Genomic DNA, 24,817 nt, shown 5'->3' with positions numbered 1-24,817 from the left:
CTCCATCTCGCTGGCGCACTGTACGCGCATGAGCACTGCCCCGATGTGGGTGACCGCCGCGAGGCGGACGCGGGTCCGGCCGCGGTGGGTGGGTTTCGCGCTCACCCTGGCCGCGGTGACGGTGGCGTTCGTCCTGCTGCGCCGGTCCCTGCCCGACGCCGGCACCGTCCTGCGGTCGCTGGTCGACGCCCAGTGGTGGTGGCTCGCCGTGGCGGTGGCCGTCCAGGCCGGGTCCGTCCTCATGTACGCCGTGCAGCAGCGCCGCCTCCTGGCCGCCTACGGCGGCGCGATGTCCAGGCTCAAGGCCGTCGGCGTGTCACTCGCCCGCACCGCGCTGTCCACCGCGATGCCGGCCGGTGGCCCCGTGTCGACCGCGTTCGCCGTCCGGCAGTTCCGCGCGCACGGCCTCACCAGTGCGCACGCCCTGGCCACCACGGCGCTGGCCAGCGTGCAGGCCAGCGCGGCCATCGTGCTGGTGTACCTCGCCTGGTGTCTCACCGGCCTGAGCACCGGCGAGCTGGTGCGCGTCGCCGCCGTCGCGGCCCTGCTGTGCCCGGTCGCCGTCCTGGCCCGGCGCGGGTGGCTGGGGCGCCGGCCGGGGTGGTGGCGCGCCGCGCCGTGCCCACCGGGCGGCCCGGTGCAACCCGCCGGGCCGCAGCCCCCTGGGCCGCTGCACCGCGGCGCCCGTGCCATGCTCCGGCTCGGCGCGGACACGTCCCGGGCCTGCTGGGCGCTGCCGGGCAGCTACTGGCTCACGGCCGGTGGCGCCGCGGTCGCGCGCCGGCTGTTCGACCTGGTCTGCTTCGTCGCGGCCGCGCACGCGTTCCGGCTCGACACCGCGACGTCCGCCCTCGTCGGCGCGTACCTCACCGGTCAGCTCATCCGGCAGATCCCGCTCGTCGCCGGCGGTGCCGGGCTCGTCGAGGCCGGCCTCCTGGCCGCACTGATCACCTCGGGTGCCGACCCCGCGGCCGCCGCGGCCGCCGTCCTGACGTACCGGCTGCTGTCCTGCTGGTTGATCGCGCTGGCCGGGCTGCCGGTCGTGATCGCGCTCGGCGCCGCCGGGCGGCCGGGGACCGGGCGTGCGTCGGATCGATAGAGTCCGGTGCGGCCGTCGTCGAAGGGAGCGTCACCGCATGGAGCTGGCTTGGCGGACGTTGGTCGCCGCGACCCGGGACCCGCAGTTCTGGCGGTGCTACGCGTTCGACGGGGACGACGGGTTCGACTTCGAGGCGGCCGGCGAGCGGCTGGCGCGGCAGCTCAACGAGGTCGACGTCGCCGATGAGGACTGGGACGAGGAGGACGAGGACGACCTCTCCTCGGCCCGGGTGATCCTGCCCGCCCGCCGTGGCTGGTGGCTCAAGCTCGAACTGAACTTCGAGCTGGCCCTGCACGTGCTGTACCTGCAGCGCGACGACGAGGAGCGCGACGAGCCGGACGACGAGGACGAGGACTGGGACGACGACGAGGACTACGCCGTCCCGGACGTGTCGGTGGAGCTGGGCCACTGGGACCAGGCCCGCTGGCATCCGTTCTGCCTGCGGTGGAGCGAGCTCGAAGCGGTCGTGGCGCAGCTGCGGGCCGCGCCGGACCGGCACCCGCTCCCGCCCGAGGTGGGCATGCTACTGCTGGCCCGCTGGGTCGGGCACGGCTCGGACGAGACGGCGCTGCTCGACGAGCGCCGCGCGGTCCTCGCCGGGACGTTCGAGCGGCTCGGCCTGTTCCACGGCGCCGAGGCGGCCCGGATGGCCGCCCAGCTCATGCAGGCCGTGCCGGAGGACGACTACGCGTGGCGGTGGGACGGTGGGCGCGGCTGGCTGCTCGGCGGCGACTACGCGGGGTACTCCATCCGCAACGACAGCCACGGCCGCTTCCCGTTCCCGGAGTTCACCGAGTTCCGCCGGCAGCTCGGGGTGGCCGACGGACCCGACGGTCAGTCCTGAAGCACTTGATCTCAACCCAGGTTGAAGTTTTACCGTCGACGGGTGTCGCCGGAGCCGAAAGACCTGCTCACCGTCGGTGAGGTCGCCGCCCGTACCGGGGTGGCGCCGTCCGCCCTGCGGTTCTACGAGGCGGAAGGACTCATCACGGCCGAGCGCAACGGTGGCAACCAGCGGATGTACCGGCGGCACATGCTGCGACGCATCTCGCTGATCCTCGCGGCCCGGCGGCTCGGCATCCCGCTCGCCGAGGTCGCGGTGGTCTTCGGGACCCTGCCCGCCGACCGGGCGCCGAGCCACCGGGACTGGGTGCGGGTGTCCCGGGTGTGGAAGAGCGAGCTCGAGGACCGCCGCCGGTACATCATGAACCTCGAACGGCAGCTCATCGCCTGCATCGGCTGCGGCTGCCTGTCGATGCGGTCGTGTGACCTGCTCAACCCGGCCGACGAGCTCGGCACCCGCGGCCAGGGGCCGGTCCGGCTCGACGAGCCGGACTGAGGTCACGCCGTGGCTTTGTGCGGCAGGGCCGCCACGTACGGGTGATCGCCAGGGATGGGGCCGATCCTCGAGGCGCTGCCGGGGGAGCCGACCGTGGTGAAGAACTCGGCGTTGACGGCGGTGAACCCGCTGAACTCGGTGGGCAGGTCGTCCTCGTAGTAGATGGCCTCGACCGGGCAGACCGGCTCGCAGGCGCCGCAGTCGGTGCACTCGTCGGGCTGGATGTAGAGCATCCGGTCGCCCTCGTAGATGCAGTCCACCGGGCACTCGTCGACGCAGGCCTTGTCCATCAGGTCCACGCACGGCAACGCGATCACGAATGTCATGCCGCGGAGACTAGGAGCTCAAGCGCACTTGAGCGCAAGCCCTCGGGCCGCCGCGGGGTGGCGTGAATCTTGCGATGAGACACCGCTTTGCGTCTCGCCCGGCGGCCCGCGACCGGCGATGCTGATGGCATGAGTGATCACCCCAGGGCCGCCACCGCCACCTTCGAGCTGCTGCACACCGGTTACGCGGGCGACGGCGTCGCCTCGACCGTCGGGTTCGTCCGGGACGGCGACGTCCTGCTCGTCACCGACCCCGGCATGGTCCGGGACCGCTCGCTGATCCTGGACCCCCTGGCGGCGCTCGGCGTCGACCCGGCGTCGATCACCGACGTCGTCTTCAGCCACCACCATCCGGACCACACCCTCAACGCCGCGTTGTTCCCCAACGCGCGCTTCCACGACCACTGGGCGGTGTACCAGGGCGACCAGTGGGACGACCGGGACGCCGAGGGCTACGAGCTGACCGATTCGATCCGGCTGATCCGGACCCCGGGGCACACCCCCGAGGACATCACCACCCTCGTCGGCACCGCGGACGGCGTGGTCGCGTTCACCCACCTGTGGAACACCGCCACCTCGGTCGGCGACGACTACGCCACCGACCTGGCGGCGCTGCACGTGGGCCGGGCCAGGGTCCTCGCGGTCGCCGACGTCGTGGTGCCGGGCCACGGCCCCGCGTTCACGCCGACCCCGCAGACGCCCCGCTGACCCCGCACCCCTCCAAACCCGGGGGCGGCGACGTGTCAGAGGGTGTGGAGGTGGACGTGGACGCAGAGGAGTCGTTCCTGGCGTACGTGCGGGAGCGGGTCGCCGCGCTGTCGCGGATCGCGTTCCTGCTGACCGGGGACCGGCACCTGGCCGAGGACCTGGTCCAGGAGACGCTGCTGCGGGTGGTCGGGCGGTGGGCGCGCATCGCCGCGGGCGGGGACCCCGACGCGTACGTCCGGCGGGCCCTCTACCACCAGCACGTGAGCGTGTGGCGACGGCACCGGGGCCGGACCGTACCGCTGGATCAGCCACCGGAACGCGCCGGACCCGACGAGGCCGGGGCCGTCACCGACAGCGTCGCGGTGCGGGCGGCCCTGGCCACCCTCGCCCCGAAGCAGCGGGCGGTCATCGTGCTGCGGTACTTCGAGGACCTCACCGAGGCACAGACCGCCGACGTGCTCGGCTGCCGGGTCGGCACGGTGAAGAGCCAGACCCGGGACGCGCTCACCCGGTTGCGGGCCGTGGCGCCGGGACTGCTGAGCGAGACCGCTGAACTGGGGGCGCGCGGATGACGCACGGACTGGCCCGGAGGCTCACGGCGGCGGCGGAGGAGATGCCGGCCGCCCGCGTCCCCGACGACCTGTGGCGGCGCGGCCGGCGGCGGCACCGGACCCGGCGGGCCGTGGCCGCGGCGGCGGTCGTGGTGCTCGTCGCGCTGACCGCGTTGCTCGGCGCCGGCCCGCTCGACCGGGAGGCGATCCCCGCCGGGCCGGACCCGGCGGTGCCGGCGCGGCTGCACCTGCCGTGGCCGTGGCAGGCGAGCGTCGCCGGCGACCCGCGCGGGCCGGCCGCGGTGCTGGTCAGCGGCGGCGGCACCTACCAGACCCTGGACGCGCCGGGCACGTTCGGCAGCCTCATCGGTGTGGTCGGGCGGGACGGCTCCTACCGCATGCTGCGCTACGGCTACACCTACCTGCAGGCGGGGCAGGACGTGCTGCTGTCGCCGGACGGGCGGTTCGTCGCCGGGCACGGCACCTACGAGCACCTGATCACCTCCGCCGACAGCACCATGTCCGTCGTCGACCTGAGCACCGGCAGGGAACGCCGCTACCCGGGCGCCGGTGCCGTCGACCCGGTCGCGTGGAGCCCCGACGGGCGGCGGCTGCTGATCCGGCGGTACGACCCGAACCAGTGGGCGACCGACGGCAGGCCGTGGGACGGGCACGACACCGAGGAGAGCGACCACGGTGCGCTGTGGCTGCTCGACCTCGGCAGCGGGGCCACCACCCGGCTCCTCGACTACGGGCACACGATCCCGGGGGCGGCGGCGTTCGCCCCGGACGGGCGGACCGTCGCCGTGCAGCTCGGCCGGGACATCACGCTCGTCGACGTGGCCACCGGCGGCCGGCGGGTCCTCGCCACGCTGCCGGCCGGCGGGCTGCTCGGCGGCGCCGCGGCGTACACGGCCGACGGCACCGGGATCGGCGTGTTCACCGTCGTCACCGGGTGCACGGTCGACTGCGGCGACCGGGCGCGCAATGCCCGGTCCTGGCGGCTGACGATGCTGTCCAGCGCCACGGGTGCGGCCGGTGCCACCTTCGCGACGTTCGGTGGCGCGACCGCCAAGCTGGCCGGGTGGCAGCGGGACGGCACGGCGGTCGTGGTCCGGTACGTCGACGAGGTGTCGTCACCGTATGACGACGACCCGTCGTATGAGGCGGCGGACGCCTACCGTGCGGTCGCCGACGCCGACCTGCTCGCCCTCGATCCGCGCGGCGGCACGAAGGTGCTGCTCAGGAAGCCGTCGAACATCGTCTGGGACCTGGACGTGGCGGCGGACCTGGTCGCGGCGGGCGCGTTCGGCGGGCCGTCGCCGGCGCCCGGGGTGTTTCCTCTTGCCCGGTGGTTCGCCACGGTCCTGTTCGTCGCGGGGTGGGTGGTATGCGTCGCGGGCTGGCTCCTGGTGGCGCTGGTCCGCCGCCGCCCCATGGTCCGGTAGACCTTGCGTACCAAGGGGTGCGCAAGGTCTACCGGATCATGAAAGGCGCGGCTCCCGAGATCGAGGTGGGGACGGTAGTCGGCCCGGAGGCCGTCTCTTTTGCAGAAAGAAGGAACCGTCACCGGCGCACCGGGAGCTGCTCCGGTGACGGTATCAGTGCGGCGCCGGCCCGTCGCCGGGGTTTCACGACGGGCAGGGGGCGCCGAACGAGGCCCGGCTGGTCAGGGTGAACCGGCAGCCGAAGTCCGCGGCGGCGACGGTGCGGCGGTCCAGGATCGCGTCGCCGGCCGGGCGGTGACCGGTCCGGACCCACGTGACCAGGTCGTCGAAGCCCTGCGCGAGCTCCGGTCCGGTGAACTCGCAGTGCCCGAGGGCCCGGATCGCGCGCGAGACGAACAGCTTGCCGCGGCCCTGCAGCGCGGCGCGGCGGGCGTACTCCTGCTCCATCGACAGGGGCACGAACAGGTCGCCGATCGTGTGCATCGACAGGACCGGGATCCGGGGGCGGCCGTCGACGCGGGGCACGCCGGACAGGTCCCGGGACGGGCGGTCGGTGCGGTCGACGCGCAGGACGTCGCGGTTGAGCCGCAGCTCGTCGCGGGTCAGCCACGGGTTGTCGTCGGACTGATACAGGGTGAAGCGGTTGGACGTGACGTTGCCCTCGGCGATGCCGGCGGTGCCGCCGGACAGGCCGGGGTAGACGCCGAACAGGAACGGCACGGACGTCAGCGGCGGGATCGCGGGCACGGCGCTCCAGTAGGCGAACGCGGCGTCGAAGCCGGGGCGCGTGCCGCCGCTGCGCTGCTCGACGTAGTCACCCCACTGCCGGCCCAGCGCGGTCAGCCCGGCCCCGGTGCCCAGCAGCGGCACCTCCCGCGCGACCTGCTGGCGGTACACCTCCTGGAACGCCGGATCGACGGGCGCCTTCGGAAACGTGATGCTGGTGCCGGTCAGGGCCGCGGCGGTGACGTTGGCGTCCAGGAAGTAGTCGAACAGCTCGGCGTCGCCGAGGACGCCGCAGACGGGCATCGCGCCGACGAACGCCGACGGGTGCTCCTCGATCGCGACCGCGGCGACGTGCCCGCCCATGGACGCGCCGGTCATGTAGACGGCCCCGGCGGGCTGCCCGGTGCGCTCCTCGAAGCGTTGGATCAGGGTGTACGAGTCCCGCACGCCCTGCCCGACGTCATAGCCGTTGGTCTGGTAGCTCGACGCCGCCCAGGCGAAACCGCGCGACAGGTAGTGCGCGCGCAGCGACGGGTTGTCGACGAAGACCGTGGTTCCGGAGCCCCGGAAGCCGTGTGCGTAGAGCACCAGCTCGCCGTTCCACGCGGCGGGCCGCTCGATGCGGTACGCGGCGCCGTCGGTGATCCCGGTCCACACGCTGGACCCGCCGACCGGCACGAACGGGGTGCCGTTGACGTCACAGTCGGGGTCGGCGACGGTGTAGCCGGGCTGGGTGGTGCTGACGACGGGCGGCCCGCACACCGGCGGGTCCGCCGAAGCGGGCGAGGGGGCGGCGAGGATCCCCACGACGAGTGCCAACGACGCGACGCTGCGCATCCACACATGGAACGCCCGTCGATGCCCCGGTGTCAACGAAAAGTGTGCACCCGGCGTGCTTGTTTTTCGATTTCCCTGAAACCCGAAAGGGCTTCTAGACTCCCGGACCCATGGACCGCCGTCACCTGCGCTGGATGATCCCCGCCGTGGGCGGCGCGCTCGCCGTCGTCGTGTCGATCGTGCTCGTCATGCAGGACAGCGGCAACGCCGCCTGCGCTTTTACCGTCGCGCCCGCGCGCGAGCCGGTGGTGGAGAACGTGCGCGGCGGCAGTGCCTCGTACTACAGCACCAACCGCAACGGCATGTGCAACCTCGGCGCCCCGTCCAGCGACGGCTACGCCGCCATCGGCCCGGCGGAGTGGGCGGGCGGCGCGGCGTGCGGGTCGTATCTGGCGGTGACCGGGCCCAACGGGCAGACGACCATGGTCCAGGTCGTCGACCAGTGCCCGTCCTGCCCGGCCGGGAAGATCGACCTTTCGCGGGCCGCGTTCGGCCGCATCGGCGCGGTGAGTGCCGGGATCATCCAGATCACGTACGGCACCGTGCGCGACCCCGTGCTGCCCGGCCCGCTGAAGGTCCGGGCGAAGGGCGGCAGCGGCTATTCGTCGCTGTCGGTCGTCCTGGACAACCACGGCAACCGGCTGTCCACTGTGGAGCTGCAGGCCGGTGCGGACTGGACCCCGCTGAAGCGCGGCACCGACAACACCTGGACCGGGCCGTCCGGGCTCACCGGGCCGATCACGCTGCGCGTCACGGACACGGCGGGGCACCAGGTCACCCTCGCCGGGGTGGCGCTGGGCTCGTCGGCGTTCCAGCAGACGGGCACGCTGATGTACAGCCCGGCACCCGCGTCGCCGTCGCCGTCTGCGTCGCTCTCACCGTCGCCGTCCGACCCGGCGTCGCCGTCGGCCACGGCGAGCCCGGTGGGCGCGGCCGCGTCCGTCGCCCCGCCCACCTGCTGAAGTAGGGCCGCTGCGTCGAATTTTGCGTCGGTCCGCGTGGGGCGGGTATCAAGTGGGCAGAAGTTCGATCGTCGAACTATCTGTCATCGAGAGGTACCGAGAGCGTGGGCACACGAGTGGCAGCCGCCGTCACCAGCCGGGTCGGCGCGGTCCTGATCCTCCTCGTCACGGTGGGGCTGACGGCGCTGGTGTTCCTGACCTCGCCCGCCCAGCCCGACGCGGAGCCCGGCGACGGCCTGCCGGCCGGGAAGCAGTCGACCCGGGTGACGGAGCTGGCCGACCGGTTCGCCAGCGGCCGCACCGACGTCGCCGTGGTGGTGTACGAACGCCGCGACGCACCCCTCACCGGCGCCGACCGGGCCGCCGTCGAGCAGGCCCGCTCTCTGCTCACCACCGACGCGGCGCCGGTGCCGCCGGCCGCGCTTTCCGAGGACGGCCGGGCCGCGCTGCTCGCCGTGACCCTCGCCGGCGACGGCGATGCCCTGTCGACCGCGGTGGAACGGCTGCGCGAGGTCGTGCACGCCGGGGGCGCGCTGCCCGAGGGGCTGAGCGCGCAGGTCACCGGCGGGCCCGCGTTCGGCCGCGACATCTCCGCCGCCTTCGACGGTGCCGACGTCACGTTGCTGGTCGCGACCGCGAGCGTGGTGGCGGTGCTGTTGCTCATCACGTATCGCAGCCCACTGCTCTGGATCGTCCCGCTCGTCGTCATCGGTGCCGGCGACCAGGTCGTGGCGAAGCTGCTGCCGTGGGTCGCCAAGCTGGTCGGTGAGCGCACCGACGCCTCCGTCAGCGGCATCGTGTCCGTGCTGGTCTTCGGCGCCGGCACCGACTATGCGTTGCTGCTGATCTCGCGGTACCGCGAAGAGCTCCGCCACACGCCGCACCGGCGCGAGGCGATGGCGGCCGCGGTCCGCAACGCCGCCCCGGCCATCGTCGCCAGCGCCGGGACCGTGATCCTCGCCCTGCTCACCCTGCTCGCCGCGGTGCTCACGGCCAACCGGACCCTCGGCGTGGCCGCCGCGATCGGCGTCGGCGTGGCGCTGCTCTTCGGCCTCGTCGTGCTGCCCGCCGCGCTGGTCAGCCTGCCGCGCGGGATCTTCTGGCCGTTCGTGCCGCGGCTCGGCGGCGACGACCCGACGGCGAAGGGCGTGTGGTCCCGCGTCGCGCACGCCGTCGGGCGGCACCCCGCCCGGGTCCTCGCCGGCGCCGCGGTCGCCCTCGCGGTCCTGGCCACCGGCCTGCTCGGCACGTCGATCGGGCTGGCACAGACCGAACAGTTCCGCACCGAGGTCGAGTCCGTCACCGCGCAGGAGGCCCTCGCCCGGCACTTCCCGGCCGGGTCGTCGCAGCCGGTGACCGTCATCGTCGCCGCCGATGCCGCCGACTCGGCCGTTGCGGCGGTCAAGGGCCTGGAGGGCGTCGCCGCCGTCGCGCCCCGCCCCGAACGCTCCGACGACGGCACCCTCGCCAAGCTCCGCGTCGACCTGAAGGACGCGTCCGGCACCGCGGCCGCCGACGAGACGGTGCGGCGCATCCGTGCGGCGCTGACCGGTGCTCTTGTCGGTGGAGCGCCGGCCGCGGACCTCGACAAGCGCGACGCGTACGCCCGGGACAACACCGTCGTCGTGCCGCTGGTGCTGTTCGTCGTGCTGCTGGTGCTGGTCCTGCTGCTGCGCTCCGTGGTCGCGCCGCTGCTGCTCCTGCTCACCGTCATCGTCAGCTTCGCCGCCAGCGTCGGCGCCGCCAGCCTGGTGCTGCAGCACGTGCTCGGCATCCCGGCGCTCGACGCGGGCGTGCCGCTGCTGAGCTTCCTGTTCCTGGTGGCGCTCGGCGTGGACTACAACATCTTCCTCGTCACCCGGGCCCGCGAGGAGGCGGCGGCGCGCGGCGACACCCGGGCCGGGGTGATCCGCGCGCTCGGCGCCACCGGCGGGGTCATCACGTCCGCGGGGATCCTGCTCGCCGCGGTGTTCACGGTGCTCGGGGTGCTGCCGGTCATCGTGCTGACGCAGATCGGCGTCATCGTCGGGATCGGCGTGATCCTGGACACCCTCGTCGTGCGGACCGTGGTCGTGCCGGCGATCGCGCTGCTGCTCGGCGAGCGGTTCTGGTGGCCCGCCAGGCCGGCCGCCGCATCGGCTTCCGTGCCGGAGGCCCGGCACGTCGCCGAGGAGGGCGGGCGGCACGTCGCCTCGGGGGCGTCGGCGGTGCCGGGGCGGCACGCCGGGTGAGCGGTCAGCCGTCGTACAGGTCGAAGTAGAGCGGATCCAGCGCGGCCGCGTGCGCGCCGATCACGTTGTGGGCGTGGCCCGCACCCGCCGGCAGCGCGTGGTGGGTGAAGGTCGCGCCGGCCTGCGCCGCGAGCCGTTCTGGCACCGCCACGGCCGGGCCCGCGTCGACGACCGTGTCACCCGGCGACGTCACGACCGCCACGTGCCGCAGCGCACCGGTCACCGGCGCCGCCGGGAGGTTCGCCGCGACCCGCAGGTACTGGGCGACGGCGGTGAACGAGTAGCCGCGGTCGTTGACCCGGTCCGGCGGCAGGCGCAGCCCGTAGAGGACGGTCAGGGGGCGCAGCGCCGGTCGCGGCCTCGGCGCGAACAGCGGCGTGATCAGCAGCAGCCGGGACACCACGTCGCCACGGTGGGCGCCGAGCCAGGTCGCCAGGGCCGCGCCGGCGGACACCCCGACGACGCCGACCTCGTCGCCCAGGGCGGCCGCCACGTCGAGCGCGGCACCGGCGTGGCGCACCAGCTGCGCCGCCGTGAACCCCTTGTGCCCGCCGCCCGGGCCGTGCTGAGGGGCCGTCGGTGCGTACACGTTGAAACCGTGCTGGAAGAACACCTCGGCGAGGCCGGCGACCTGGGCGGGGCTATGGGTGTAGCCGTGCAGCAGCAGGACCGACCGGGCCGTGCGCTTCCCGTGCGTGCTTTCAGCGGACACGCTTTTGGTGGCTTCCGCATACGTCAGGACCCGCGCCGGTGCCTCCTGGAGCCGCTGGGTGCGCAACGGCCAGCCCGCACTCGTCCGCATCGCCCCTCGCAAGATATCTTCAAGACCTTGACCGGCGGTGTGCCGCCGGCCGTTGATGTTCGCATCATCGGTCATGGGAACGCTGACGGGGGCGTCGAACCCCCTCGCGGTGGCCGGCGACGCATACGTGTGGATCTCCGCGGGCCTGGCCTGCTGCACGATCGGCGGCCTGCTGTGGTGGCGCCGGCACAACTCCACCCGGGGGCCGGTCTTCCACGACCTGAACCCGCTGCAGGTGGCCCTGCTCAACGGCGGCTCCGACCAGGCCGTCGCGGCCTCCCTCGCCGCCCTGCGGGTCGCCGGCGCCGTGCGGGTCGTCGACGGTTCGCTGCGCCCGGACGCGATCCCGCACGAGCTCGCCTCGCCCCTGGACCTCGCCGTGCACGACGCCGTCGGCCGCGGCCACTCACCGCAGAGCCTGTCCGCCGACCCGCAGGTCCGGCGGGTGGTCGGCGACGCGGGCCGGGCCCTCGTCGACAGCGGGCTGCTCCTCGGCGCGCGGGAACGCCGCTCGGTCCGCGAGGCCACGATCCCGGTGTTCGCCCTCGCGTTCCTCGGCCTCCTCGTCGGCGCCTTCGCACCCCACGACGGCGGCACCGTGCTGGGGTGCGCCGCGGTCACGGCCGTCGCGGGCGCGCTGTTCCTGCGCGTCGACCGGCTGCCGGCCCGCACCCGCGCGTTCCTGACCCGGGCCCGCGAGGAGGCCGCCTTCCTGTCACCGGCCGCTGCACCCGACTGGACCGCGCACGGCCCGGAGGCCGCCGGGCTGGCCGTGGCCATGTTCGGCCTCGACCACCTGCGCCGCATCGACCCGGAGCTGCACGCCCTGTGCACCCGCTGGCACGGCAAACCGGTCGAGTACGGCACCACCCACCCAACCCGTTCCGGCAGCGACGCCGACGAGTCGATGTACAGCGGCGGCCCGACCGGCCCCATCTTCTGGAGCGAGACCGGCGGCGCCCGCGACACCTGGTGGGGCGGCACCTGGGGGGACAGCGGCTCCGGTCATGGCGGCGGCTGGGACGGCGGGGGAGGCGGCGGCGGAGACGGTGGTGGCGGTGGAGGCTGACGGACCGCCGACTGCGGGCCGTTTGCCGACGGTGCCCGCACGTTCGGCCGACCCGGCCGCAACGAACGGTGAGCCTGCGGTCCCGCGACAAGCCGCGGAAACGGATGTCATGGGACCTGTCGATAGAGCGGCTCACGCTGAACGTGAGCAGGCCGAACGCGGACCGGATAGCTGTCTCGTACAGCGGGCGGCAGGCCAAAGAACCCGATCACGACGCAGAGCTGAATCGCGGTCCGCCTATGGCGTGGCGGCCACGGTGGAGCGGTCGGCGTAGGGCGCGCTGCGCCGGGCCGCCACCGGGGACCACTCCGCCAGCACCAGCGTCGCGTCGTCGGCCGGGGCACCGCCCTGATGCTCCGTGACGGCGCGGGCCAGCCGGCGCAGCGTCTCCGGGGCGGGCAGCCCGGACCCGGCGTGCTGGTCGACGAGGTCGATGAGCCGGTCCACCCCGAACTCGTCGCCGCCGGCGTCACGGGCCTCGGTCACGCCGTCGGTGTAGAGCAGCAGCCGGTCACCGCCCTCCAGGTCCTCCTCGGCGACCTCCACGTCGTCGGGGACCCCGAGCGGCATGCGCCGGCCGGCGGCGAGGTCCCGCACGACCCGGCCGGTCCGCAGCAGCAGCGGCCGCGGGTGCCCGGCGTTGATGTACCGCAGCCGCCCCGCGTCCAGGTCGAGCTCCGCCAGGACGGCGGTCACGAACCGGCTGTCGGGGAACTGTTCCGTCAGCGCGGTGTCCGCGGCCCGGGCCTGGTCCCGCAGGTCCCCGCCGGCGCGGCGGACCGCCCGCATCGCCGACATCGCCACCCCGCACGCGAGGCTCGCCGCCAGCCCGTGCCCGACCGCGTCGAGGATGACGATCCTGGCCCGGGCGCCGTCGATCGCGTAGTCGAACCCGTCGCCGCCGATGTCGTAGCAGGGCTCCAGGATCGCGCTGATCACCATCCGCTCGCAGGCCGACGTCAGCGGCGGCATCAGCTGCCGCAGCAGCTCCGCGCCCGGCGTCATCGGCCGGGAGCGGCGCACCTGGGCGAGGAAGTCACCCTTGTGCGAGGTGACGGTGACCAGGTGACCGATCAGGCCGGCGACGGTCTCGCAGCGGGCCCGCAGCGACCCGTCCCGCAGCTGCGACTCGTCCGCCGCGACCGCGAACTCGACCACGCCGAGCCGGTCGGTGCCGTTGACCATCGGCACGCACCACCCGCCGCCGTCCGTCGGCGCGGACGTGACCAGCGCGAACGCCCGCCCCGCCGGGGTCGACTCCAGCGGCTGCGGCGCCGGCACGGGATGCCCCGGCCGCGGCACCGGCCGCAACGTGCGCTGCTCCTCGTCGACGAGATAGATGGTGGCCCCGATCCCCAACGGGGCCAGTGCCTCGTCCACCGCCGTGGCCAACCCGTCGGGCTGGAACAGGTGCGATCCGTGCAGGATCGCACTCAACGCCTCCAGCCAGCGCGCTTCCACCGTCGCCGCCATGTCCCGCTCACCCCTCGGCAAACCAAACACGGTCGCGTCCCGCGACCCACCTGTCACTCCGGCCGCGCGCGTGACCCGCGACCGGTCTAACGGATTCCCATCCGCGCCGCGCCGGAAACGAGCCCCGCGTCACGCCCGTTAGGCTCGGGGCGTGGAGTTCTCTCTGGACCGCGACGAGTCGCACCACCTCACCGACGAACGGGCCACCGTCGAGGTCACGGAACGTGACGGCGCCGTGATCGTCACGGTGCGGGGCAAGGTCCTCTACGACACCCTCACCCCGCTGTCGGAGGCCGTGTCACGGCTGGCCGACCGCCCGGCCACGCGCGTCGTGCTGGACCTGTCCGGCGTGTCGATGTGCGACTCCAGCGGCCTGAACCTGTTCGTCCGGACCAGGTCCGAGCTCACCTCGTCGGGTGGCTGGCTGCGCCTGGCCGGCACCCGCCCGCTGGTCGACAACGTCCTGCACATCACCAACCTCGACCGCATCCTGCCCCGCTACGACACCGTCGAGGACGCTCTCAGCGCGTGACGACGTGGTTCGTGCACCGCTCGCCGTACGACGGCCCGCTCAGCAAACGCGTCCGGCGGCTGACCGACGCCTCGGTGCTCGACTGGTTCCGGCGCGGCTGGCCGCGGCCCGACCCGCGGGCCTGGGTCAGGGCCGAGCTGGGCGGGGACGTCTACGGCCTCGACTCGATCTTCGTGGCCGCCCGCGAGCACGGGCTGCCCCGGCCGCGGAGCACCGGGGAGCTGCGCGACCTGCTGCACGCACACCTGTACGTCGAGGGCGACGAGGACCACATCCGGCTCGACGAGCACAGCCTGCGGGTCCGGACCGACGACGACGAGGTCGACCTGGCGTACTACTTCCTCGACGACACCGCCCTCGGCGCCGCGCCGGACCGGCTCGCGTACCTCGTCCACGAGGCGTGGCCGCTGCCGACGGACGCCGTCGTCGCCGGCCCGCCGGTCACCTACGCGGTGTTCCTCTCCCACGACGGGCCGATCGCCGGCACGCCGCCGGTGGAGCTGCCCGGCGTCCGGCTGCCGGACCTCGCGGCGCACCTGCGGTTCGCCGACCCGCGCCGGCACGCCGGCTGGCCGGCCGCGTTGCTCGTGCTGCGGGCGCTGGTCGGGCCGGACGAACCCGGCATCGACGCGGCACTGGCCCGCTGCAACCGGTGGCCGGGGTTCGACCACTGGGATCCGCCGGAGCTGCCGGACGAGCACGGCGAGGCGCACCGCCACGCACTACGGGTCCTCGAGGAGGGCGGGACGGTCGGGCACCGCCGGCCCGGGGCGTCGCTGCTGCGGGTCACGGACCACCTGGCCCAGTTCGCGATGCACCGCGGCGACGGTTTCGGGCACGTGCAGTGGTTCCTGTTCGACGCCGCCTGGGCCGCGGCGCATCCGGCCCTGGCGCGGTCGCTGCTGTGCTACGCCGGGCACTGGGACCCGCTGGACGGGTCAGGCTGAGGCGCCGAGCAGCTGGTGGTGCAGCGTCGCGGTGAGCCAGGCCGCGAACGCTTCGGGCGGCCAGCCGCGCTGGGTGACGAGCCGGTGGTGGACGTCGGGTGCGGTGTAGAGCCACAGCAGGTCGGCGGCGTGGTCGGCGGGGACGGCGAGGCCGCCGATCAGCGCCAGGTGGGCGGCGAACCGCTCGGTGCCCTGGCGGCGCTCACCCTCGATCGTGGCGACGAACTCGTCCAGCTGCGGGTCGGTGGACCGGGCTCCGAACACCACGGCGAGCAGCGGGCCGATCCGGATCGCCACGTCGGTGACGAGCTGTGAGTACAGCGCGACGGCGCGACCCGGGTCACGCTCGGCGAGCAGGCGCCGGGCCGCCTCGCGGTCGCCGAGGGACACGGCCTCGTCGTCGCCGACGAGGAGCCGGTCGTAGACCTGCTTCACGAGCGCGGGCTTGGAGCCGAACGCCTTGTACACCGTGGGCACCGCGACACCGGCCCGCCCCGCGACGGCGGTGATGGTCGTGCCGGCGTATCCGCTCTCGAGCAGCAGCGCATACGCGGCGTCCATGACCCGCCGCCGGGTCAACTGCGCCTGCTCCTGCCGCAACGGTGACGTCATGACGACACACTCTACTCGGTAGAGCCTCACTATACTCAGTTGCATGAAGCTATACCCGAAGAAGCCGCTGGTGCTCGTGCCCGGACTGGCCGGCAGCCGGACGGAATTCGACGCGCAGGTCGCCCGGTTCGCCGGAGCCGGACCGCGCCAGCGGCGGGTGGTGGCCGTCGAGCCGCCGGAGACCGGGGATCTCGGCGTCGACGGGCAGGCCCGCCGGCTCGCCGGGCGCATCTCCGGTGAGGGGCCCTGCGTCCTCGTCGGGCACAGTCACGGCGGGCTGGTCGCGCTGTCGCTCGCGGTGCAGCGCCCGGACCTCGTCGCGGGCCTCATGCTGCTCGACGTGCCGCTGCTGCTACCACCGCCCCTGCGCGTCCTGGCCCGGCTACCCCTGGCACTGCTGCGGACCCCGCTGGGCCGGCCGGCCATACGGCGGTTCTTCACGGCGACGTTCCGCCCGGCCGACGGGCCGGCCTGGCGGGCCGAGGTGCTCGCCCGGCTGGACCGGGTGCCGGCGCACGTCGTGCGGGCCGTCGTCGCCGGGACGTTCACCTACGACAGCACCACGCGGCTGCGGGCCCTCACCGTCCCGGCGGTGTGCGTGCGGGCCAACATCCCGGTGCGCCTGGACCGGCTGCCGGCCACGGTCCGCGGGACCGAGATCGCCGGAGTGGGGCACTGGCCGCACGTCCACGCGCCCGAGGCCACGAACCGGGCCATCGCGCTGCTCCTCGACACCGTCGAGGAGCAGGGATCATCGTGACGGACCCGGATCCGCGCCGGTCCAGGTGCCCAGCAGGTGTCGCAGCTTGTTGCGGACGGTGGCGTCGGGTTCGATCCGGCTCGCGTGCTCGACCGCGGCGAACGCCTCGGCCGGGACGGTGCCGGCCGGCCAGGCACCGAGGGCGCGGACAGCCATGGTGCGGTTGTGGGTGGTGGGGCTTGCGAGGGCGACCCTGATCAGCGGCCAGCCCTTGCCGGGGTGGGCGTCGAGCCTGCCGACGATGAGGTCGAGGACGTGGTGCGCCGGGAGTGCGCCGCGCCGGCCGCCGCGGGTGGGTCCGGTGCCGAGGGCGTCCAGTGGCAGCAGGTGCCGCGCGAGTGCGATGACGTCGTCGATGTCGTCGGTGAGCACCTGCCACAGGTACGGGTCGTCGGGATGCTCGTGCAGGCGGGCCCGGACGCGCGGGCGGGTCGGGATCCCGAGGTGCTGGGCCGGCGCGATCGCCAGCCGGAACCGGGCCAGGTCCGGGTCGTCCAGGGCGCGGTCGGCGGCAAGGATCCAGTCGGGCCGGCCGGTGAGACCGTCGCAGCGCTGCCGCAGCCGGGTGCGGTCCGGATACGTGGCCCGGTCCGAGGCGAGGAACCGCGCCAGCCGCAGGACGGTGGCGATCCGTTCGAGGTTCGGCGGTCGTTGCCCGGCCAGGGTGAGGTACTGCTCGATCGTCTCGGCGGCGTCGGCGTAGTCGGTGATCTCCTCGGCCGGCCCGCCGATGCAGAGCGCGGACAGGATGCCGGCGGCGCCGTCGAGGAGCGCGTCGTCGACCGGTGCGGTGCGCAGCGCCTGGAGCAGGTCGCCGGTGGTGGCCGCGAGGTGGGCGAGGTACTCGTCCATGATGCGGTTGCGGAAGCCGTCGCGCAGCAGCCACGCCTTGATCCGCGGGTCGGGGGTGCCGCGCAGCCGTTCCACGGCGTGGATGCGGCCCCACCCGTCGACCCGCTGGGCGAGGGTGAAGATCGCCGCTTCCGGGTCGGGCTGCGACCGGGCCAGGGCGACGATCGCATAGAGGCTCAGGCTCTCCAGGGTGCCCAGGAGCAGCAGCAGGTCGCGGTCGCGGTGGTCGCCGGCGAGCCCGAGCAGGACCAGGCCGAGGGCGACCGGGCTGGGGTGCGTGCCGTGCTCGGCGAGCCACCGCCCGAGCCGCCGCAGCCCCGCAGTGGGCAGGTCGAGGCCGGCCAGCTCGGTGGTGAGAGGGTCGGCGACGCTGAGGGCCCGGTGCGTGGCGGCGGCGTCGTGCAGGTGCTGCAGCGCGGCCGGCGTGGGTGGACCGGTCAGCAGCGCCTGGATCAGGTGGGCGAGCTGCGTCGCGGTGGCCGGGTCGGGGGTGTTGCGGGCGTGGTGGGTGAGGACCCCGTCGAGGACGGTGTCGGAGAGCAGGGGCCGCGGGCGGTCCGGCTGTGGGTGACCGCCGTGCGGCCATGGTCCCGGTCCGTGCGTCGCGGCGAGGGCCGTCGCATGGCCGAAGTAGGTCTGCCGGGCGTCGCCGGTCATCGCATCGGGCGGGCGTCGCCCTTCACGGAAGCGCTCATATGATCATGATGAGCAACGGCGCGGCCGGTCGCAACACCTTCGGCGGGACCGGCGATTCCACCGATGCCCCACAGCCGGCGCCGGGGCCAGGGTGGCATCCATGGCAACCTATGCATCGGCGCGCCTCGCGGTCGCCGTCACAACGGTCCTGGGCCTGCTCGCCGCGGCCGGGCCGGCCGGCGCCGCCGAGCCTGCCAGGACACCGGCCGCTCGCGCGACGGTGACCGGCGCCGCCGAGCCGGCCACGACGCCGGTCGCCGGCGTGACGGTGAGCGGTGCCGCCGAGCCGGCCAGGACGCCGGTCGCCGGCGCGACGGTGAGCGGCCCGCTGCCCGGCAGCGTCCCGGGCGACCCCCGCTCGCCCGACGTCCGGGACACGTATCCGTTCTTCTCCACCACCGACGACCTCGCCGCCGCCGGCTACGTCGAGCAGGAGTTCATCGTCTCGGGCGCGGCCGCCGGCTGGGACACCGTCGGCAACCAGGTCGCCACCGGTGTGCCGTTCCGGACCCGGGTCGTGGTCCGCCGGCCGGTGCACCAGCTCCGGTTCAGCGGCACCGCGCTGGTCGAGTGGCAGAACGTGACCGCCGGCTACGACCTCGACGCGCTCTGGGACGCCGACGCGATCACCCGGGCCGGGCACGCGTGGATCGGCGTGTCCGCGCAACGGGTCGGTGTCGACCAGCTCCGCGGCTGGAGCCCGGCCCGCTACGGCGACCTCGACGTCACCGGCGGCGGGCGGTTCACCGCCGACGAACTGTCCTACGACATCTACGCCCGGGCCGCCGCGGCGGTCACCGGCACGGCGATGGGCGGCCTGCGGGTCCGCACCACCCTGGCCGTCGGCGCGTCCCAGTCGGCGGCCCGGATGACCGTGTACTACCAGAGCATCCTGCCGAAGGTCGCCCCGGTCTTCGATGGCTACGCGTTCATCGTCGGCTCCGCACCGACCCGCGCCGGGGCCGAGCCGGTCTTCCAGGTGCTGTCCGAGACCGACGTGCGGACCCCGCAACGCCCCGCCGACACCGACCGGTTCCGCCGGTGGGAGGTCGCCGGCGCGGCCCACTCCGGGTGGCGGGGCCAGCAGTACCGGGCGCCGATCTCCGTGCGCGACCTCGGCGCCGCCCCGCAGTACACGTGCGGCTCGCCACCCTTCAGCCGGGTCCCCCTCGACCACGTGGTCGCCGCCGCCTACGAGCACCTGGTGCGGTGGGTCCGGCGGGGCACGCCACCGCCGGTCGCGCCGCCGCTGCTGTTCAACGCCGACGGGACGAGGACCCGCGACGCGCTCGGCCTCGCCGCCGGCGGGATCCGGTTGTCGCAGGTGTCGGTGCCGACCGCGCTGAACACCGGCGACAACACCGGCGAGACGTTCTGCCGGCTGTTCGGCACGCACGAGCCGTTCGACGCGGCGACCCTCGACCGGCTGTACCCGCACCGCGCCGGCTACCTCGCCAAGGTGATCCTCGCCGACGTGGCCAACGTCCGCGCCGGCTACCTGCTGCCCGCCGACGCCTGGCAGAACCTGACCACCTGAGCCCGGCGCATTTCTTATGAAACCTTTATCGGCGCCCGACGGTCCTCTCACGTGCCGGACCGATCGTTGGGACCATGACGACACGAGCGGCCACCAGCGGCACGCCCCGCTGGTGGGCGGACGCGGCCGGCGCCGCGGCGGTGGTGAGCCTGCTCGTCGTCACCGCGCTGTGGGTCGCGAACCGCGGCGTCCAGGACACCCTCGGCGGCGGCGCCGGGGCGCTGTCCGCGACGGGCCGGCTCACCGGTCTGCTCGCCTCGGACCTGCTGCTGCTCCAGGTGCTGCTGATGGCCCGCATCCCGCTCGTCGAGCGGGCGTTCGGCCAGGACCGGCTGGCCCGCTGGCACCGGTGGACCGGGTTCGGCTCGCTGCACCTGATGCTGGCGCACATCGTGCTCATCGTGCTCGGGTACGCTGCCGCGGCCGACGCGAACGCCTTCGCCGAGCTGTGGGACATGGTCGTGGACTACCCCGGGATGCTCCTCGCGACCGCCGGCACGGTCCTCGTGGTCATGGTCGCGGTGACCTCGGTACGCGCCGCGCGCCGCCGCCTGCGTTACGAGTCGTGGCACCTGCTGCACCTCTACGCCTACCTCGGCGTCGGGCTCGCGCTGCCGCACCAGCTGTGGACCGGCGCGGACTTCCTGGTTTCGCCGCTGTCCAGGGTGTACTGGTGGACGCTCTACGCGATGTCCGCCGGCGCGGTGCTGGTGTACCGGCTCGGCCTGCCGGTGTGGCGCAACGCCCGGCACCGGCTGACCGTGAGCCGCGTCGTGCCGGAGGGGCCGGGGCTGACGTCGGTGTACCTGACCGGCCGGCACCTCGACGAGCTGCCGGTGCGGGCCGGGCAGTTCCTGCAGTGGCGGTTCCTGGACGGTCCCGGCTGGACCCGCTCGCACCCGTTCTCGCTGTCGGCGACCCCGCACACCGGCGTCCTGCGCATCACCGTCAAGGATCTCGGCGACGGCAGCGCCCGGGTCGCCACGCTCGCTCCCGGCACCCGCGCGTTCGTCGAGGGTCCCTACGGGCGGCTCACCGGCGAGTCGTACACCGGCGGCCCCGTCCTGATGCTGGCCTGCGGCATCGGCGTGACGCCGCTGCTGGCCCTGCTCGGCGAGCTGCCTTACGGCTTCCGCGAGGCGACGCTGGTCTACCGGTCGCGCAGCGTGGCCGACGTGGCGTTCCGCGACGAGCTGGACTGGCTGGCCCGGGAGCGCGGCGTCCGGGTCGTCCACCTGCACGGCCCGCGCGCCGGGGGCGGCTCGTGGCTGCCGCGGGACCTGTCCGGGCCCGGCGACGTCGCGGCGCTGCGCCGGATCGCGCCGCGGATCGCCGACTCCCAGGTCTACGTCTGCGGGCCGGACGAGTGGACCGCCGCCGTGCGGGCCGCCGCCCGCGGTGCCGGCGTCCCGGCCGGGCGCGTGCACACCGAACAGTTCGCCTGGTAACCGGAAAGGACCCTCCCGTTGCGACGGATCACCTTGTGGCTGCTGTCGACGCTGACCGCGGTGGTGCTGCTGTTCAGCTACCGCACCAGCACGATGGGCGGCGACACCGCGACGACCGCGACCGCCACCGGCCCCACCTCGTCCGGCGGCGGCACCACGAGCGGCGGCACAAGCGGCGGCACGAGCGGCGGCAGCGGGACCACCGCCGGCGGGACCGCCTACGACGGTTCGGTGGCGTCGACCCGCTGGGGTGACGTCCAGGTCACCATCACCGTCTCCGGCGGGAAGATCACCGCCGTGACCGTGCCCGTCTACCCACAGGCCAACGGCAGGGACCGCCAGATCAACGCCCGGGCCCTGCCGATCCTCACCCGGGAAACCCTCGCCGCGCAGAGCGCCGACATCGACGCCGTGTCCGGCGCCACCGTCACCAGCGAGGGCTACAAGGAGTCGCTACAGGCCGCCCTCGACGCCGCACACTTGACGTGACCGCACCCGATCGGGCCCGACATGGGGTATAGCTGGCAGATGCGGATCCTGGTCGTGGACGACGACGCCGCCGTGCGGGACTCCCTCGCGCGGACGCTGCGGTTCGAGGGGTACCAGGTCGACACCGCTCGCGACGGGCAGGAGGCACTGGAGGCCGCCCGCACCGACGAGCCCGACGCCGTGATCCTGGACGTGAGCATGCCGCGGATGGACGGGCTGCAGGCGTGCCGGCGGCTGCGGGGCGAGGGCCTGCTGGTGCCGGTGCTGATGCTGACCGCCCGCGACAGCGTCGGCGACCGGGTCGCCGGGCTCGACGCGGGCGCCGACGACTACCTCGTCAAACCGTTCGCGCTGCAGGAGCTGCTGGCCAGGATCCGGGCGCTGCTGCGCCGCTCCCTGCTCACCACGCCGCCGGCGGACGCACCCGGCCCGCCCGGCCCGCTGGCCTTCGCGGATCTGCGCCTCGACCCGGCGACCCGGGAGGTGTGGCGGGGTGAGCAGCCGCTGCGGCTGACCCGCACCGAGTTCACCATCCTCGAGGTGTTCCTGCGCCACCCGCGGCAGGTCCTGACCCGCAGCGTCCTGTTCGAGCTCGTCTGGGGCTACGACTTCGGCGAGACGTCCAACAGCATCCACGTGTACCTCGGCTACCTGCGCCGCAAGCTGGAGGCCGACGGCAGTCCCCGGCTGCTGCACACGGTGCGCGGGGTCGGTTTCGTGCTGCGCGAGGAGCCGCTGTGAAAGGGCCGTTCCGGCAGTGGTGGCGCCGGCGCACCCTGCACGACCGGCTGTCGCTGCTGGTCACCGCGGCCGTCGCGGCGGCCGTGCTGACCGTCGCCGGGATCGCGTTCGCGGCGGTCAGCCAGATCCAGCGCGAGCAGCTGCAGTCGCAGCTGGACACCGACGCACGGGAGATCGCCGCGCAGCCGGAGCAGTGGCGCGACGGCGGGCCGCCGCTGGGGCCGGCCGGCCGGCGGGACCTGCGGCACCGGCGCGACATCGGCCCGCGCTGGCAGTTCCTCGGCCGGGACGCCACCGTCGTGGCCGGCTCCACGAACGGGCTGCCGGTCACCGACGGCGCCCGGCGGGTCGCGGCCGGCCAGGCGCCGCGGCAGCAGGAACGGGTCGATGTGGACGGGCGCAGCTACCTGATGCTGACCGTCCCGGCGGACCGTGGCGGCGGCGCCGTGCAGGTGGCCGCCGACCAGGGCCCGGCGAACCGGACGCTGACCGTCTTCGGCCTGCTCATGGCCGCCGGCTGCATCCTCGGCATCGGCGGCGCCGCCGCGCTCGGCCGCACCGTCGCCCGGGCCGGCCTGGTGCCGGTGCAGCAGCTGACGAAGGCCGTCGAGGACGTCGCGGTCACCATGGACCTGAACCGGCCCGTCCCGATCCACGGCGTCGACGAGATCGCCCGCCTCGGCCAGTCCGTGAACACGATGCTCGCCGCGATCGACGCCGCCCGCCAGTCGCAGCGGACCCTGGTCGAGGACGCCAGCCACGAGCTGCGGACCCCGCTGACCAGTATCCGGACCAACATCGAGCTGCTGCTCGCGGTCGAGCGGCAGCCGGAGCTGGCGCACCGGCTGCCGCCGGAGGAGCGGGCGAAGCTGCTGCGGGACCTCGACGCGCAGGTCGGTGAGCTGGCCGCGCTCACCACCGAGCTGGTCGAGCTGGCCCGGGAGGAGACCACCCGGGAGCCGGCCGAGGACGTCGAGCTGACCGACGTCGCCGACGCCGCGATCGACCGGGTCCGCATCCGGGTCCCGGCGGTCACGTTCAGCACCGACCTGCGGCCGGTGACCGTGCACGGCCGGCCGAACGAGCTGGAGCGGATGCTCGTCAACGTCCTCGACAACGCGGCGAAGTGGAGCCCGCCGGGCGGTGTCGTGCACACCGAGCTGTCCATCGACGGCGACGGCTGGGCCCGCCTGGTGGTGACCGACGGTGGGCCGGGGATCGACGCCGCCGACCTCCCGCACGTCTTCGACCGCTTCTACCGGGCGGCCGCCGCCCGTGGCATGCCGGGCTCCGGACTCGGGCTGGCGATCGTCGCGCAGACCGCCGCTCAGCACGGCGGCACGGTGACCGCCGGCCCGAACCACCCCCACGGGACGGTCGTCACCGTCCGGTTCCCGCCCGCCTGACCCGCTCCTTGCTACAGTGTCCGGATAAATACGGACTTATCGGGAGCAATGCCTTGCCGCGTCACCTCAGTGCCCGCCGCGCCGCATCGGGCATCGCCGCCGGGCTGCTGCTCGCCGTCGCCGGCTGCTCATCCGGCGACGGCGGCACGACCGGCACCGCCGCCCCGAGCACCGCCGCCACCCAGGCCGGCGGGTCGTCGTCCGCGGCGGCAACCGGCTGCGCCACCGCGGCGCCGGCCGCAGCCACAAACCCGGCCGCTTCCACAAACCCGGCCGCCTCCACAGACCCGGGCGCGGCCGCCGCGACCCTCACCGCGACCCAGGCGTTCCTCGGCACCCTCGACGCGACCCAGCAGACCGCCGTGCAGGCCGAGCGCACCCAGGAGAACCTGTCGCTGTGGTCGAACCTGCCCGACCAGCTGTTCAAGCGGGCCGGCCTGCGCATGGACAAGCTGACCGCGGCGCAGCGGACCGCGGCCCAGGACGTGCTGAAGGCGGCCCTGAGCGACGAGGGCTACCGGCAGGTCACCCAGATCTCGACCGCCGACGGGGTCCTCGCCGCGTCCGGCGGCATGAACCTCGACTTCGGCGCCGATCACTACTGGATCCGGCTCGTCGGCGCGCCCGCCGCCACCGGGAGGTGGACCATCCAGTACGGCGGGCACCACCTGGCCGTCAACATCACCGTCGCGGGCAAGGCGATGACCCTCGCGCCGACGCTGTGGGGTGCCCAGCCGGCCTCGTACCCGGCCGGCGGCACCAGCGCCGAACCCCTGTGCGGCGAGACACGGAAGGCGTTCGCGCTCGTCGGCGCGCTCGACGCGACCCAGCAGAAGGCGGCGATCCTCACCGCACCGGTCAAGGAGATCGTGCTCGGCGCCGGACAGGACGGCAAGACCCTCGCCGCCGAGGGTGTCAAGGCCTCGACGTTCACCGACGCGCAAAAGCAGCTGCTGCTGGCCCTGGTCGACGAGTGGATCACCCCGCTGAACCCGGGGCAGGCCGCCGCCAAGCTCGCCGCCGTCGAGAAGGACCTGGGTTCGGTCACCTTCGCGTGGTACGGAGCCACCACCATCGGCCAGCCCATCTACTACCGGGTGCAGGGGCCGGCCTTCACCATCGAGTTCGCGCACCAGCAGGGACAGGGCGCCAACGCCGGCGGGATCACCCACATCCACTCGATCTATCGCGAACCCGGCAACGACTACGGCGCCGGTCTCCCCGCA

At 74.2% G+C, this 24,817-nt stretch carries 24 protein-coding genes; 18 read left to right on the top strand and 6 right to left on the bottom strand.

Going from position 1 to position 24,817, the window contains the following annotated elements; all coding sequences use genetic code 11:
- The first annotated feature begins 28 nt into the window (after window positions 1–28).
- Genes Dsi01nite_RS40810 through soxR form a run of 3 tightly spaced genes read left to right on the top strand, consistent with a single transcriptional unit; the run spans window position 29 to window position 2,438 of the window.
- A complete protein-coding gene (locus Dsi01nite_RS40810) occupies window positions 29–1,099 on the top strand; it encodes a lysylphosphatidylglycerol synthase transmembrane domain-containing protein (RefSeq protein ID WP_203851767.1) in 1,071 nt (356 codons plus the stop codon).
- 37 nt (window positions 1,100–1,136) lie between these two features.
- On the top strand, window positions 1,137–1,943 hold the full coding sequence (locus tag Dsi01nite_RS40805; RefSeq protein ID WP_203851766.1) for a hypothetical protein: 807 nt from the start codon (window positions 1,137–1,139) through the stop codon (window positions 1,941–1,943).
- A gap of 42 nt (window positions 1,944–1,985) precedes the next feature.
- On the top strand, window positions 1,986–2,438 hold the full coding sequence (soxR, locus tag Dsi01nite_RS40800) for a redox-sensitive transcriptional activator SoxR (protein WP_239136540.1): 453 nt from the start codon (window positions 1,986–1,988) through the stop codon (window positions 2,436–2,438).
- Window positions 2,439–2,440: 2 nt separating this feature from the next.
- On the opposite strand, the gene fdxA is transcribed toward soxR, so the two are convergent.
- On the bottom strand, window positions 2,441–2,764 hold the full coding sequence (fdxA, locus tag Dsi01nite_RS40795; RefSeq protein ID WP_203851765.1) for a ferredoxin: 324 nt from the start codon (window positions 2,762–2,764) through the stop codon (window positions 2,441–2,443).
- A gap of 129 nt (window positions 2,765–2,893) precedes the next feature.
- On the opposite strand from fdxA, the gene Dsi01nite_RS40790 reads away from it, so the two are divergent.
- Genes Dsi01nite_RS40790 through Dsi01nite_RS40780 form a run of 3 tightly spaced genes read left to right on the top strand, consistent with a single transcriptional unit; the run spans window position 2,894 to window position 5,471 of the window.
- Complete coding sequence (locus Dsi01nite_RS40790; RefSeq protein WP_203851764.1) at window positions 2,894–3,472, top strand: MBL fold metallo-hydrolase; 579 nt, start codon at window positions 2,894–2,896, stop codon at window positions 3,470–3,472.
- Between the two features lie 50 nt (window positions 3,473–3,522).
- Complete coding sequence (locus tag Dsi01nite_RS40785; RefSeq protein ID WP_308442126.1) at window positions 3,523–4,044, top strand: SigE family RNA polymerase sigma factor; 522 nt, start codon at window positions 3,523–3,525, stop codon at window positions 4,042–4,044.
- Window positions 4,041–5,471 carry a WD40 repeat domain-containing protein gene (locus tag Dsi01nite_RS40780; RefSeq protein WP_203851763.1) on the top strand — a complete coding sequence of 477 codons (1,431 nt, stop codon included), beginning with the start codon at window positions 4,041–4,043 and terminating at the stop codon, window positions 5,469–5,471. The genes Dsi01nite_RS40785 and Dsi01nite_RS40780 overlap by 4 nt, the downstream gene beginning before the upstream one ends.
- A gap of 183 nt (window positions 5,472–5,654) precedes the next feature.
- On the opposite strand, the gene Dsi01nite_RS40775 is transcribed toward Dsi01nite_RS40780, so the two are convergent.
- Window positions 5,655–7,034 carry an alpha/beta hydrolase family protein gene (locus Dsi01nite_RS40775; protein WP_203851762.1) on the bottom strand — a complete coding sequence of 460 codons (1,380 nt, stop codon included), beginning with the start codon at window positions 7,032–7,034 and terminating at the stop codon, window positions 5,655–5,657.
- A gap of 110 nt (window positions 7,035–7,144) precedes the next feature.
- On the opposite strand from Dsi01nite_RS40775, the gene Dsi01nite_RS40770 reads away from it, so the two are divergent.
- Window positions 7,145–7,996, top strand: coding sequence for an expansin EXLX1 family cellulose-binding protein (locus tag Dsi01nite_RS40770; RefSeq protein ID WP_203851761.1), 852 nt, complete (start codon window positions 7,145–7,147; stop codon window positions 7,994–7,996).
- Window positions 7,997–8,100: 104 nt separating this feature from the next.
- The gene (locus tag Dsi01nite_RS40765) at window positions 8,101–10,227 is read left to right on the top strand and encodes an MMPL family transporter (RefSeq protein ID WP_203851760.1); all 2,127 of its coding nucleotides are present in this window, start codon (window positions 8,101–8,103) and stop codon (window positions 10,225–10,227) included.
- Window positions 10,228–10,231: 4 nt separating this feature from the next.
- Here the strand turns inward: Dsi01nite_RS40765 and Dsi01nite_RS40760 are convergent, their stop codons facing one another.
- Window positions 10,232–11,029: an alpha/beta hydrolase gene (locus tag Dsi01nite_RS40760; RefSeq protein ID WP_203851759.1), complete on the bottom strand. Its 798-nt coding sequence runs from the start codon at window positions 11,027–11,029 to the stop codon at window positions 10,232–10,234.
- 73 nt (window positions 11,030–11,102) lie between these two features.
- On the opposite strand from Dsi01nite_RS40760, the gene Dsi01nite_RS40755 reads away from it, so the two are divergent.
- Complete coding sequence (locus Dsi01nite_RS40755; RefSeq protein WP_203851758.1) at window positions 11,103–12,098, top strand: TIGR04222 domain-containing membrane protein; 996 nt, start codon at window positions 11,103–11,105, stop codon at window positions 12,096–12,098.
- A 237-nt stretch (window positions 12,099–12,335) separates the two neighbouring features.
- Here the strand turns inward: Dsi01nite_RS40755 and Dsi01nite_RS40750 are convergent, their stop codons facing one another.
- The gene (locus Dsi01nite_RS40750; protein ID WP_203851757.1) at window positions 12,336–13,571 is read right to left on the bottom strand and encodes a PP2C family protein-serine/threonine phosphatase; all 1,236 of its coding nucleotides are present in this window, start codon (window positions 13,569–13,571) and stop codon (window positions 12,336–12,338) included.
- 151 nt (window positions 13,572–13,722) lie between these two features.
- On the opposite strand from Dsi01nite_RS40750, the gene Dsi01nite_RS40745 reads away from it, so the two are divergent.
- Both Dsi01nite_RS40745 and Dsi01nite_RS40740 read left to right on the top strand, forming a co-directional pair.
- The gene (locus tag Dsi01nite_RS40745; protein WP_203851756.1) at window positions 13,723–14,103 is read left to right on the top strand and encodes an STAS domain-containing protein; all 381 of its coding nucleotides are present in this window, start codon (window positions 13,723–13,725) and stop codon (window positions 14,101–14,103) included.
- Window positions 14,100–15,050, top strand: a complete 951-nt coding sequence (locus Dsi01nite_RS40740; RefSeq protein ID WP_239136539.1) for a hypothetical protein — start codon at window positions 14,100–14,102, stop codon at window positions 15,048–15,050. The genes Dsi01nite_RS40745 and Dsi01nite_RS40740 overlap by 4 nt, the downstream gene beginning before the upstream one ends.
- Here Dsi01nite_RS40740 and Dsi01nite_RS40735 read toward each other — a convergent pair.
- Window positions 15,042–15,662 carry a TetR/AcrR family transcriptional regulator gene (locus Dsi01nite_RS40735; protein ID WP_203851755.1) on the bottom strand — a complete coding sequence of 207 codons (621 nt, stop codon included), beginning with the start codon at window positions 15,660–15,662 and terminating at the stop codon, window positions 15,042–15,044. The two genes, Dsi01nite_RS40740 and Dsi01nite_RS40735, sit on opposite strands and share 9 nt — an antisense overlap.
- Window positions 15,663–15,705: 43 nt before the next feature.
- Between Dsi01nite_RS40735 and Dsi01nite_RS40730 the strand changes: the two genes are divergently transcribed.
- Complete coding sequence (locus tag Dsi01nite_RS40730) at window positions 15,706–16,422, top strand: alpha/beta fold hydrolase (protein ID WP_203851754.1); 717 nt, start codon at window positions 15,706–15,708, stop codon at window positions 16,420–16,422.
- On the opposite strand, the gene Dsi01nite_RS40725 is transcribed toward Dsi01nite_RS40730, so the two are convergent.
- A complete protein-coding gene (locus Dsi01nite_RS40725; RefSeq protein ID WP_203851753.1) occupies window positions 16,414–17,931 on the bottom strand; it encodes a hypothetical protein in 1,518 nt (505 codons plus the stop codon). The two genes, Dsi01nite_RS40730 and Dsi01nite_RS40725, sit on opposite strands and share 9 nt — an antisense overlap.
- A 139-nt stretch (window positions 17,932–18,070) precedes the next feature.
- Between Dsi01nite_RS40725 and Dsi01nite_RS40720 the strand changes: the two genes are divergently transcribed.
- The 6 genes from Dsi01nite_RS40720 to Dsi01nite_RS40695 form a co-directional block, all read left to right on the top strand.
- The gene (locus tag Dsi01nite_RS40720) at window positions 18,071–19,507 is read left to right on the top strand and encodes an alpha/beta hydrolase domain-containing protein (protein ID WP_203851752.1); all 1,437 of its coding nucleotides are present in this window, start codon (window positions 18,071–18,073) and stop codon (window positions 19,505–19,507) included.
- A 74-nt stretch (window positions 19,508–19,581) separates the two neighbouring features.
- Complete coding sequence (locus Dsi01nite_RS40715) at window positions 19,582–20,955, top strand: ferredoxin reductase family protein (RefSeq protein WP_203851751.1); 1,374 nt, start codon at window positions 19,582–19,584, stop codon at window positions 20,953–20,955.
- Between the two features lie 18 nt (window positions 20,956–20,973).
- Complete coding sequence (locus Dsi01nite_RS40710; RefSeq protein WP_203851750.1) at window positions 20,974–21,444, top strand: FMN-binding protein; 471 nt, start codon at window positions 20,974–20,976, stop codon at window positions 21,442–21,444.
- A gap of 39 nt (window positions 21,445–21,483) precedes the next feature.
- Window positions 21,484–22,185: a response regulator transcription factor gene (locus Dsi01nite_RS40705; protein WP_203851749.1), complete on the top strand. Its 702-nt coding sequence runs from the start codon at window positions 21,484–21,486 to the stop codon at window positions 22,183–22,185.
- Window positions 22,182–23,591, top strand: coding sequence for a HAMP domain-containing sensor histidine kinase (locus Dsi01nite_RS40700; RefSeq protein ID WP_203851748.1), 1,410 nt, complete (start codon window positions 22,182–22,184; stop codon window positions 23,589–23,591). Before Dsi01nite_RS40705 ends, Dsi01nite_RS40700 begins: the two co-directional genes overlap by 4 nt.
- Before the next feature lie 53 nt (window positions 23,592–23,644).
- Window positions 23,645–24,817 (top strand): DUF3500 domain-containing protein (locus tag Dsi01nite_RS40695; protein WP_239136538.1); only part of this gene is annotated, 1,173 nt, incomplete at its 3' end.

It is taken from the genome of Dactylosporangium siamense (assembly GCF_016862795.1).
GTDB lineage: Bacteria > Actinomycetota > Actinomycetes > Mycobacteriales > Micromonosporaceae > Dactylosporangium > Dactylosporangium siamense.
This window is presented reverse-complemented; position numbering and strand designations above follow the sequence as displayed.